At 46.3% G+C, this 11,780-nt stretch carries 9 protein-coding genes and 1 pseudogene; 6 read left to right on the forward strand and 4 right to left on the reverse strand.

Annotated elements, in window-relative coordinates; genetic code table 11:
• Positions 1 to 5 precede the first annotated feature (5 nt).
• Together rpmF and yceD are read right to left on the reverse strand one after the other, a co-directional pair.
• Positions 6 to 176: a 50S ribosomal protein L32 gene (rpmF, locus tag MHN09_RS17890; RefSeq protein WP_012518206.1), complete on the reverse strand. Its 171-nt coding sequence runs from the start codon at positions 174 to 176 to the stop codon at positions 6 to 8.
• Between the two features lie 3 nt (positions 177 to 179).
• The gene (gene yceD / locus MHN09_RS17895; protein ID WP_014976324.1) at positions 180 to 713 is read right to left on the reverse strand and encodes a 23S rRNA accumulation protein YceD; all 534 of its coding nucleotides are present in this window, start codon (positions 711 to 713) and stop codon (positions 180 to 182) included.
• Positions 714 to 866: 153 nt separating this feature from the next.
• Between yceD and MHN09_RS17900 the strand changes: the two genes are divergently transcribed.
• Positions 867 to 1,487: a nucleoside triphosphate pyrophosphatase gene (locus MHN09_RS17900; RefSeq protein ID WP_239241643.1), complete on the forward strand. Its 621-nt coding sequence runs from the start codon at positions 867 to 869 to the stop codon at positions 1,485 to 1,487.
• Positions 1,488 to 1,538: 51 nt separating this feature from the next.
• On the opposite strand, the gene MHN09_RS17905 is transcribed toward MHN09_RS17900, so the two are convergent.
• Both MHN09_RS17905 and rluC read right to left on the reverse strand, forming a co-directional pair.
• Entirely contained in the window at positions 1,539 to 2,246 is a 708-nt protein-coding gene (locus tag MHN09_RS17905) for an HAD-IA family hydrolase (protein ID WP_014979113.1), read from the reverse strand.
• 3 nt (positions 2,247 to 2,249) lie between these two features.
• Positions 2,250 to 3,191, reverse strand: a complete 942-nt coding sequence (rluC, locus tag MHN09_RS17910) for a 23S rRNA pseudouridine(955/2504/2580) synthase RluC (protein ID WP_014979112.1) — start codon at positions 3,189 to 3,191, stop codon at positions 2,250 to 2,252.
• A gap of 841 nt (positions 3,192 to 4,032) precedes the next feature.
• Between rluC and rne the strand changes: the two genes are divergently transcribed.
• The 5 genes and pseudogenes from rne to MHN09_RS17935 all read left to right on the forward strand — a co-directional run.
• On the forward strand, positions 4,033 to 7,419 hold the full coding sequence (gene rne / locus MHN09_RS17915) for a ribonuclease E (RefSeq protein ID WP_239241644.1): 3,387 nt from the start codon (positions 4,033 to 4,035) through the stop codon (positions 7,417 to 7,419).
• Positions 7,420 to 7,525: 106 nt separating this feature from the next.
• On the forward strand, positions 7,526 to 8,668 hold the full coding sequence (locus MHN09_RS17920; RefSeq protein ID WP_239241645.1) for an ecdysteroid 22-kinase family protein: 1,143 nt from the start codon (positions 7,526 to 7,528) through the stop codon (positions 8,666 to 8,668).
• A 207-nt stretch (positions 8,669 to 8,875) separates the two neighbouring features.
• Entirely contained in the window at positions 8,876 to 10,447 is a 1,572-nt protein-coding gene (locus tag MHN09_RS17925; protein WP_239241646.1) for a HAMP domain-containing sensor histidine kinase, read from the forward strand.
• 44 nt (positions 10,448 to 10,491) lie between these two features.
• Positions 10,492 to 11,169: a response regulator transcription factor gene (locus MHN09_RS17930; protein ID WP_014949203.1), complete on the forward strand. Its 678-nt coding sequence runs from the start codon at positions 10,492 to 10,494 to the stop codon at positions 11,167 to 11,169.
• A gap of 81 nt (positions 11,170 to 11,250) precedes the next feature.
• Positions 11,251 to 11,697 (forward strand): annotated as a pseudogene (locus MHN09_RS17935) (haloacid dehalogenase type II); the annotation flags it as partial.
• Positions 11,698 to 11,780 lie beyond the last annotated feature (83 nt).

Genomic DNA, 11,780 nt, shown 5'->3' on the forward strand with positions numbered 1-11,780 from the left:
CCGTATTACGCGCCGATTACTTTTTTGCCTTTGTAATAACCGTCAGCGGTCACGTGGTGACGACGGTGAGTTTCGCCCGACGTTGAATCGACAGACAAAGTCGCGCCTGTCAATGCATCGTGTGAGCGACGCATACCGCGCTTAGAACGCGTTTTACGATTTTGTTGTACTGCCATAACTTACTCCTGGTCTCGCTTAAGTTCTTTCAAAACCGCGAAAGGGTTTTGTCGCTCTTGTTCCGGTTCAATCTTTCCAAACGACATATCGTCCTGCTTCACTGTACACTCCGACTCTGCATGAAGGGGCACAATTGGCAAAGATAACAGTAGCTCGTCTTCAAAAATTTGAAGCAGATTAACTTCTCCGTGGTCGTTGACCTCTACCGGTTCGTAAGCCTCGGGAATGATGTCATCGCTTTCCTGTTCTTCTCCCTGCACTGGAGTAAAACAGAATTCCGCTTCCACGGGATAATCGAGTTCACCATTACACCTTTGACAGATAAGTGTTACCTGCGTGGCTAGATGGCCGTGAAAGACAGTAAGACCCTGCGCGTCTTTTTCAAACTGTACTTCTGCGTCCACATAGTCATTGCATCGGACAACTGCTTCACTCAATCGTTCCATATCTTTAGACGCAATCACGCCCCGGTAATCGGAACGTTTCATGGCACTTTTAGTCGGTTCAACCGAATGAGGGAGTTTCACTTTCTGCATAGGGCGCGCATGATATAGGGTCAACCCCTTCCTGTCAAAGCAAAATTGCGTTTTAACCTACAATAAAACGCTGTATGTGGTACGCAGTGATAATGTAACATTGTACTACTAACTGAAAGTACGCAACATATTGATTTTATAAAAGGAGTAATTGTGGCCTCCCTTGTTCTTGCCTCATCATCGCAATACCGAAAAATGTTGCTCGCCAACATTGGTATTCAGGTAGACACCCACGCACCAGATATTGACGAAACGCCCTTTGCGAACGAAAGCCCTACTGCATTGAGTTTACGTTTAGCCGAACAAAAGGCGCACAAGGTTGCCGCTGAATTAGAAAAGGTAAATAACGACACCATTATTATAGGTAGTGATCAAGTAGCTTTGGTCCAAACCGATGCGGGCCCGCAGCTACTTGGCAAGCCTGGCACGTTTGAAAATGCAGTAAACCAGCTAATGGCATGCCAAGGTAAGCAAGTGTCATTTTATACTGCACTTTGCCTTCACCAACCTAGCGCCAATAAAACGATAACGCAGGTAGATGAAACACGCGTTTTCTTTCGGCATAACAGTGAAACTGCCATTCGCGCCTATGTAGATAAAGAGCAACCACTCGATTGCGCCGGCAGTTTTAAAAGCGAAGGTTTGGGTGTATTACTGTTCGATAAAATAGAAAGCCGCGACCCTAACAGTTTAATCGGTCTTCCGATAATGCTGCTAAATGAATTACTGGGCGCACACTTCGATGTCGATTTATTAGCAATGGCTGCACAGTAAGCCATTAATTCTGTCAGAGCAGTTGTATCAAAGCAGTGCTACAAACCAGCGCTATTTGAATAGCGCTGTTTCTAGTTCACTTATAGAGTGTACAAGTGCTACAGGTAACAACGCTTCTAAATGAACCTGCGCGTGAACGCCATATGACACACCTATCCTATCCATACCAATCGTTTTCGCCATTTGCATGTCGTAGGTTGTGTCACCAATCATCACGGCGTCTTCTATTTTTACACTAAGTTCATCAAGTAACTGTAGGAGCATATCGGGCGAAGGCTTTGATTCTGCCTCATCGGCGGTACGTGACGCACTAAAGAAAGGTCCCGTCCCTGTTTGTGCCCACGCTCGATCAAGACCGCGGCGCGCTTTACCTGTCGCAACGGCCAATGTGCATCCCGCTTCTTTCAAATTGCTAAGTAACTGTTCAACGCCATCAAACAAAGGACACGGCGTTGTATCGCGAGTGACAAATGCCTCTTTATAGGCGGCGACTAAACGTTCGGCTAACTCATCGTCTTTGATATTAAAAAGCTGTTTAATGGCAGGCTTTAAACTTATACCAATAATGTGACCTACTTCATCGTAGGTAGGAACAGGCATATCACACTGCTTTGCAGCAAGCTGCATGCAGCTAACAATTTTTGCCGCCGAATCCATGAGCGTGCCATCCCAATCGAAGATAACAAGTTTGTACTTAGGCAGTGTTTTATCTAACGAAATGAAAGGCTGTGTTTCCACAGCCTGTTTTTTTGAATGCATAACTTACAGCGCTTTAAGTGTATTTGAGAGTGTGTCGTCTAATGGCGCGGTAAATGTTACGCGCTCTTCAGTCGCTGGGTGCAGCAGTGAAATACTGCGAGCGTGAAGGAACAGTCTGTTCAGCCCTTTTTGGCGCATTGCCGCGTCGAAATCCGCATCACCGTATTTTGGGTCACAAGCAATAGGATGACCCGCATGCAAACAGTGAACGCGAATTTGGTGGGTTCTACCTGTAATAGGCGACGCTTCAACCAAGGTTGCACCTGCGTATTCCTCTAATATGCGATAGCGAGTTTCTGACGGTTTGCCATCGTCGCTTACACTTACCATGCGCTCACCCGATTGCAGCACATTTTTACGAAGCGGCGCTTTAACTTTAAATCGGGTTTTAGGCCACTCACCTGCAACTAGCGCATTATATCGCTTGTCCATTTTGCCAGTGCGAAGCTGCTCATGCATGTGGCGAAGGGCAGAACGTTTTTTAGCAATTAAAATGCAGCCCGACGTGTCACGGTCTAATCGGTGTACCAATTCCATAAATTTGGCATCGGGACGCAAGGCTCTTAAGCCTTCGATTAAACCAAAACTCAAGCCACTTCCTCCGTGAACTGCCATTCCCGATGGCTTGTTGATAACAAGTATACGGTCGTCCTCGAAAAGGATATGCGACTCTAATGATGCAATTTTATCGAGCTTTGGCGATGGCGCAGGCGCACCTTCCGACACGCGAACCGGTGGAATTCTGATTAAATCGTCGGCTTGTAACTTATATTCAGGCTTAACACGACCTTTATTCACCCGCACTTCACCTTTGCGCAAAATGCGATAAATCATGCTTTTCGGCACACCTTTTAGCTGGGTGCGCAAAAAATTATCGATACGTTGACCAGCCAAGTCGGCTTCAACCGTTACAAAACGTACTTTTTGGGGAGCTTCTTCTTTCATAGGGGCATTATACCCTATTGCAAAGTGCCCAACATACTGAAAGTTACGTTTTACTAAATAATTATTATATCAGCGCTCAGCTAGGACTTAGAAAACCCACCTTTGCGCATACTTTTTATCCAAAGCGCATGTTTTCTGTATTTAACATCTCAATTTATAGGATTTATTCATTCGCTTTCCTTGCTAAAATTTGACTTTTAGTGCGATAATTATCGATGTTTTTAACACGATTAAATTCACGTAAAAAGAAAGGTGTGGGACAGGCATTTCGTTGCCGCACTTTAACAATGTGAAACACAGCGTTATAAAAACAACAACAAGACCGAAAATCAGCACGCATCTGAGTGTGTTGTTTTAACTTGTAAACGATAAAAGCATGGTTTGAGCGTCGGTGACATCAGCAATGATAAGTGTTCGATGAAATAACACATTCATACCGACCCCGCGAGAGAGGCAACGACTACACTGCCGTAAAAAGCGAGGCCATGCTTGCGAACATAAAATAAGTTTGCCGTTTAGCTAACAGAATTAAATGACAATTGAGTGGCAAAAATGATGCCGCTTGAAAAAATGAAATGAGTAATAAGGGCTAGTCGCTCCCGACATCCTTAAAGCAGTGTGAACATGAATGCATCTGTACGATTATACGTGTCAATTCACGGTCGTATGGGTTTGCGCTTAAGATAAAGGCGCTTGTTTATTCGCGTGAGTGTTTGCCCACCAGGGATAATGCGACGTTACAACAAGGTCCCCGTCCAGCCGTGAGGTTGCGCGGTGAGGGTTTGCACATGTCACTTTAATTTTGTGTCTTAACGGCTGTACGAAAACAGAGTTAGATACAATGAAAAGAATGTTAATTAATGCAACTCAGCAAGAAGAGTTGCGCGTTGCTCTTGTCGATGGGCAACGGTTGTATGATTTAGATATAGAAAGTCCAGGACACGAGCAGAAAAAAGCGAACATCTACAAAGGTAAAATTACCCGCGTTGAACCCAGCTTAGAAGCTGCTTTTGTTGACTACGGTGCAGAGCGCCATGGCTTCCTACCCCTCAAAGAAATTGCCCGCACTTACTTCCCTAAAGGTTACAAATTCGAAGGCCGCCCTAACATCAAAGATGTGATTAAAGAAGGCCAAGAAGTAATTGTTCAAATTGATAAAGAAGAGCGCGGCCAAAAAGGCGCTGCATTAACTACATTCTTATCGCTCGCAGGCAGTTACCTAGTACTTATGCCAAACAACCCTCGCGCTGGCGGTATTTCACGCCGAATAGAGGGCGATGAGCGTACAGAGCTTAAAGAGTCACTAAGCAAATTGGACCTCCCTGAAGGTATGGGTTTGATTGTTCGCACTGCGGGGGTTGGCAAATCTTACGAAGAGCTAGAATGGGATTTAAAAGTCTTGCTTACCCATTGGGAAGCTATCTCTAGCGTTGCTGAAGAACGTGAAGCCCCTTTCTTAATTCACCAGGAAAGTAACGTAATTGTTCGTGCTATCCGCGACTACCTACGTCGCGATATTGGCGAAATCCTTATCGATAAAACCAGTATTTATGAGCAAGCTTTACAGCACATTCAATTAGTGCGCCCTGACTTTGCAAATCGCGTAAAGCTCTATCGTGGTGAAGTGCCGTTATTTAGTCACTACCAAATCGAAAGCCAAATTGAGTCTGCATTCCAACGCGAAGTGCGTTTGCCTTCTGGCGGCTCAATTGTTATCGACCCAACAGAAGCACTAACCTCTATAGATATTAACTCTGCCCGTGCAACAAAAGGTGGTGATATTGAAGAGACAGCGCTTAACACAAACCTAGAAGCGGCAGACGAGATTGCCCGTCAACTGCGTCTTCGTGATCTAGGTGGATTGGTTGTAATCGACTTCATTGATATGACGCCAGTACGTCACCAACGTGAAGTTGAAAACCGCATGAAAGACGCGGTGAGAAGCGACAGAGCACGAGTACAATTGGGTCGTATTTCCCGCTTTGGCCTTTTGGAAATGTCTCGCCAGCGTTTACGCCCTTCTTTAGGCGAATCAGCGCATCACGTGTGTCCTCGCTGTTCTGGTCACGGTACCATTCGAGGCACTGAGTCTTTGGCACTGTCTATTCTTCGTATTTTGGAAGAAGAGAGTATTAAAGAAAACACGGGGCAAATTGAAGCACAGTTGCCTGTTCCAGTTGCGACGTATTTACTTAACGAAAAGCGTAAGTCTATTCAGCTTCTAGAAAAGCGCCACGGTGTTGACTTGCTACTTATTCCTAATGCAAACCTAGATACACCGCACTACCAGGTATTACGCAGACGTCCAGATGACGTTATATCTGAAGCGAGTTACGACGTAGAGTTAATGCCTGCGGTAGAAGCTGAGACGGAAACAACGACTTCTGCACCGGTTAAGCGCGAAGAGCCAGCACTGAAAGGCCTTGTTGCACCAACGGCTGCACCTGTAGTTGCGCCAAAAGAAGAAACAGCAAAGAAAGCCGACGATGTACCTTCACTATTTGCCCGATTTGGCAAATGGATTAGTGATTTATTCGGTAGCGAAAGCGAAGAAGAAACCAATAAGGACAAAAAGCCGCAGTCTGGTAATAAAAATAGAAACAACCGCAGCCGCAATAATGACGACCGTCGCCGCAAGCCGCGCAACAAGAACAATCGTCGTGGCAATCAGTCTCAAGGTAAAGACCAGAACCGCGATGGTGAGCAGCAGGATAATCGCAAACCGCGCGGCGAGCAGCAGCGAGACCAGCGTCAAGATCAAGATGATAAGCGCAATAACAAAGGTCGTAAGCCTCGTAAGGCACAGCAACCACGCGATGAGCAACAAAAGCCTAAGCACGAAAAGCAAGATGGCGAGCAGCAAGAAAACCAAGCGCAGAAGAAGCGTGAAGTTGCTGAACGTAGAAAACGTCGTGATAAACGCCGCAGCGTTCGTGTGAAGAAAGATGATAACGCGGTGAATACTGCTGAACAAAGCGAAGCGCAGGCCACACCAGTAGCCAAAGAAGCGCCAATGCAGCACAAAGCTAAAGCTGACACCAAGCCTAAAGCGCCGAAAGCAGAGTCACCGGTTGAAAACACTGCTGAACAGAAGAAGGATGAGCAAAAGCCAGCAGTCAAAGCCGCGCAAAAGCCAGCGGATAAACCTGCTGAAGCGAAGCCAGTATCGGATGCTGTTAAGGGTGAAGGTGACTCATCAGCGATAACTAGTGATGCCGTTGATGGCACTGATGCGAATACCGACGCTAACAGTGAAGAGCATGGTCAAAAACGTGAAGGCCGTGGCCGTTCACGCCGCTCTCCACGTCACGTTCGTGCGGCTGGCCAACGTCGTAAGAAAGAGTCGCAGCAAGTTGACGATTCAGACACGCAAGCTAAACAGCCTGGTGAGTTGTCACCGCAGCAGCCAGAAGCAGAAGTTGAAGCGACAGCTAAGACAGATGCACCTGTTGTCGAAGAAACACAAGCAAAAGAGCCTGGGCAGTTAGCGCCAGCTGAAGAGCAACCTGTTTCTAAGCAAGAGAAAGCAAAGCTTGACGTTGAAGCCGTTCAGGACGAACTTCAGTTTGATGCAGAGCCTTTAGCGGGTAAAGAACCTTCAGCGGGAAATAAGCCTTCAGCGGATGCAGAGCCGTCAGCGAACGATAAACCTTCGGAAGCTGTAGACTCAACTGATGAAGTAACGTCAGCAGACGATAACGCGACAACTGAAGCTAAACCGGCTAAAGAAGCTCAAACTTCAGTGCAAGAAAGCAACGTTGAAGAAACAGCTCCGGCAGCACAAGCGGAACCGGCAGTTGAAGCTAAAATAACGCAAGCTGATACGGCGCCAGAAGCTAAAGACGAAGCAACAGCATCGCCAGAGCAAGTTGAAATAAACTTGGCTGACGCACCTGTAGTTGCAGAACCAGAAGCACAGGTACAAGAGGCGAAAGCAGATACGCCAGCGGCTAAAGAAGAGGCTGAAACAACAGCAGCGCCTTCTTCGAGCCTAGCAGCGAGTGGCAAAGGAAAGCGTGGCGCATCGCACCCTATGGCATTGCCTGCAGCAGTAAACGACGCATTTGTTGATGTAGCGCTTACCGCTAAAGCTGACGACACACGACCTGCACTCGCAGTATCGGGTAAAACTGCAGCGATGTCGCACGTAACGTCACGTGCATCAGCAGTAACAACGCTGCCTCAGTCGGTAGATGACGTTGCCGAAGTAGCAGCAGTGGCTGAATAATTTTCAGTCGCTAGTGCGCTACTAGCTAATTGATGTAAAAGCCGCTTTCGAGCGGCTTTTTTGTTTGTTAGTGTACGTTTAACATCGAGTCCGAGTTGAGAATAAAATGTCAGATACGGTAAACCCGCAGTATATAGATTGGTTAAGCCAAGTATGTAACGCGCAAGTATTAGACACACAAATGATTCAACCTCTTTGGAGTGGCTACGGAGCGTGCTTTCGTGCAACTTTGGGTTATCCTAATAATACTTTTTCAAAGAATCACGACGAGAGAAGCCCTTTCCAAGAAAGCCAGTATCACCAAGCTCAACAAAACCCACTTGGCGCGCAACAAGGTGGAGACGAAGCAGCGCTAAAAGTAGTCGTGAAATGCGCCACTCCGCCACACAGGCTCTCACACCCTAAAGGCTGGAATGGTGAAGCTAGCCACAACCGTAAGTGCCAATCTTTTAAGGTAGAGAACTGTTTTTATAGCGACGTTCAAGTCCAAACTGATGCGTCGTGCCGTACAGCTAAATACTTAGGGCACAGCCAACAGGGCGAAGCCTCCCTTCTTGTTATGGAAGACTTAGCACACAGTGGCTATTCTCGCACGGCCTCTTCACTTTCCGCTGCGCAATGCATCACTGTTCTAAAATGGCTTGCCAACTTTCATGCACGCTTTGTCAATGTGAGAGATGAATTTGATAGCCTAAGTTTACAATTATGGCCTGAAGGCACTTATTGGCACTTGGCAACCCGTGAAGATGAGTTCAACGCCATGTCGGATGGATTACTAAAGCAACATGCTGTCGATATATCTACCACGTTAGGCAACGCTCACTATCACACTTTGGTGCACGGCGATGCTAAAGTGGCTAACTTTTGTTTTACCGAAGATTTTTCTGACTGTGCAGCTGTCGACTTTCAGTACGTGGGTTATGGCGCAGGCATAAAGGACGTGGCGTATTTTTTGGGCAGTGCCCTATCAACCCAAACCCACATGAAACATCGTGATGCATTGCTCGATAACTACTTTCAAGCGCTCGAAGATGCGCTACACACTCGATTGGCTAACAATGATAGTTCGGCTTGTTTCAAGCGTGCTGATATTGCGCTTATCATTGCTGAATGGAAGTACCTGTACCCCTTCGCCTGCGCTGACTTTTATCGGTTCTTAGCGGGTTGGAGCCCCGAACACTGGAAAATAGATGAAGAGCTCCAATATCAAACAGATATTGCCTTGTCTATTCTTGAGCGCACGGCTTAAACGATTACGTTTTCATAGTGATCACGACTTTTATGAACGTACTTTTTCTCTCTCGCGCGCCCTTTTTTACGTTCTATTTCTACACCAATTCAGACGACATGTCGCTGGTAGCCCATCTGCTCTGACTTACTATTTTATTGCCGTGAAACTGCACCATTAAATTACATTTAGCGTATATAGTGACAAATAATCATAACGCTGCTGCCAATGTACAAACGTAAACTCTACCTTTTTGGGCTACTTTCCACTTTTATTCTGTTGATTGCTTTAGCCAGTGCAGCCATATCTGCGCATTTAACGCGCACTAACTTAGCGCAAGCTCAACTCGCTCAATCCCTGCTGTCAGAGCACCAGCAGTTATCAAGTATTTCCTACAGGCTTTTCAAACAGCTAACCGATGAGCTTATTTTTGGCAAGAATGCGAACCAAGCGAAAGTGAGAAACAAACAACAACAAATAGAAAACTCGTTGAACCGTATAAAATCTCTGGAACTTGCCCAACGCGAAGCACTAGGGCTTGAGGCAACATTAGGAAGTGTTGAAGATACCGATGAACTTGAAGCGCTGATTCAAGGCATTGTGGAAGAGTTTAGAGCTATTGCGCTAAGTAACGACAGTACTCCACTTAATCAACAGCAGCGCCTTCAAACATTACTTGAAGTAACTATCGACAACCAGTTTAGGGAGGCCATCAACTCTGCAGTAAACCGCCAGACAGGCGTTGTATCCCGCATTAACGCTAGCATTGAAACGCTAAACAGCAGCATTGTGTGGTTTACTATCAGTTTAGGCCTTATCACCTGTCCTTTCATTCTGCTGGGTTGTTATTGGCTATTCAATGCCCTGTATCAGCCGCTTACAGTTATTCGCACGGGTACCGATGCCATTGCCTCGGGAAACTACCACTATCGATTGCCTGAAACCCTGGATAGCGAATTTACTGACTTGGTCAAAGCACTAAATTCCATGATAGCGCGACTACAAGAACACGAAGACCAGGCTGATGCCCATCGTAAGCACTTAGAGTTTGAAGTGGAGAGCCGAACCCGGGCTTTAAAAGAAGCCAACAATAAACTCACTCAGCTGGACGCAAAGCGCCGACAATTTATGGCTGATGTAAGTCACGAATTGCGCACACCGTTAACCATTATTCGTGGCGAAGCTCAGGTAACCCTTAGGCAGGCTGCGGCTAGCAACGAGATTTATGAAGAAACGCTAGAAACCATACTTGAGCAAGCCGTGAACTTAAGTAAGTTGGTTGATGATTTGCTGCTGCTAGCGCGTGCCGAGATGCACGAATTCACTGTAGATCTGGTTAAATCTGACTTACATAACCTGCTTACACAAAATATGGCGTTATGGCAAAAGCTCACAAAGCCAAGAGACTTAGATCTTAAATGGCTTGCCAATAATGAGGTCCAAGTGCTCATCGACAAAGACAGAATTGTGCAGGTACTGACCATCCTTATAGAAAACGCGCACAAATATTCTTATCCCGATACGCCCATTGTGCAGCGCGTTGAGAGCGAAGGCCCGAATATCAACGTATCGGTCATTGATAGCGGTGAAGGCATTTCTTCAAGTGATTTGCAGCACGTTTTTGAACGCTTCGTTAGGTTAAAGCGCAAAGGCAATGGAATGGGGCTAGGTTTGTCTATCGCTAAAGCGATAGCAGAAGCCCACCACGGTACATTGAGTGCGCATTCCACATTAGGTAAAGGCTCGCAGTTCACGTTGACGCTGCCAGTTTTACAAAAAAACGCGACGTCCTTAGATTAATAACAACCGTTAAGTAACATCGAACGACTAGGATCATAACAACAATGAAAATTCTTATTGCTGATGACGAAGCCCCCTTGCTACGCTTTCTATCACGAGGCTTAAGCGCTGAAGGTTTTGAGTGCATCGAAGAGTCGGCATTACACAACTTAGTCACGCGCATTCGCCATGAAGCCCCTGCTATTATTGTACTTGATCGCATGTTTGGTGATGAAGATAGCGTAGAGCTGCTGCCCGCAATCAAGTCGCTTCCCCATGCCCCTATGGTTTTGTTACTAACCGCGGTGGACGAAGTACGCGAGCGCGTGAATGGTTTAAAACAAGGCGCGGATGACTATTTGTGCAAGCCATTTGACTTTGACGAACTACTTGCGCGCATAACGGCCTTAAGCCGAAGAGTGACGAATACACCGGTTACCCAATTAGGCCTCACCATCGGACCGTTAAACATCGATGACGAGTCACGTATTGCGACATTGTCTGGGGAAGAGATTTCACTCACCAAACTAGAATACGACATGCTCTACTACTTCGCAGAAAATGCTGAAAAAGTGCTGTCTCGAGAACGCATATTAAGTCGAGTATGGCGAAGCCACAGCGATCCGTTAACTAATGTTGTTGATGTGTATATCAGTAGGCTGCGACAAAAGCTTCACAGCAGTGATGCCATATTTATTGAAACTCTGAGAGGCAACGGCTATCGGTTGACCACCAGAAAATAGTCGTTTCGTCTCATTAGCTATTGCATTCATGTGTTATCCCGCCTAATTTGAACACTCGTTCAAATTTTATAAAGGATAATTATGGCTCGCTCACCTTCTTCATTACTCTCAAGGCTATGTTGCGCAACCGCTGTAGGCATTAGTCTATTGTCATCACCAGTCTTCGCTCAGACAGACACCAGAGGTGCCGCGCAGCCTGATAAGAATACAGCAATGTCTGCACGGGAATTGCGAGCACCAAAGGTTATCTTTTTCGATGTTAATGAGACCTTACTTGACCTCACCGCCATGCGCAGCTCGGTAGGCGAAGCCTTGGGCGGTCGAGATGATTTGTTGCCACTGTGGTTCTCTACTATGCTGCATCATTCACTGGTTGATTCAACGACTGGCCGCTTTCATACCTTTGGAGAAATTGGCGTTGCCTCCTTGCTGATGGTGGCTGAAATTGAAGGTATTGAATTGACCAAAGCGCAAGCGAAAACGGCAATTGTCACGCCATTGCGAAGCCTACCTGCGTATTCCGATTTACTTGAACACCCATTCCGGTTTTATTTGAACACCTCAGATCAACGCATCGTTGGCTAGTCGATTTTTACCTTAAGTGTTCAAGT

The organism is Alteromonas sp. MmMcT2-5 (assembly GCF_022348315.1).
Lineage (GTDB): Bacteria > Pseudomonadota > Gammaproteobacteria > Enterobacterales > Alteromonadaceae > Alteromonas > Alteromonas macleodii.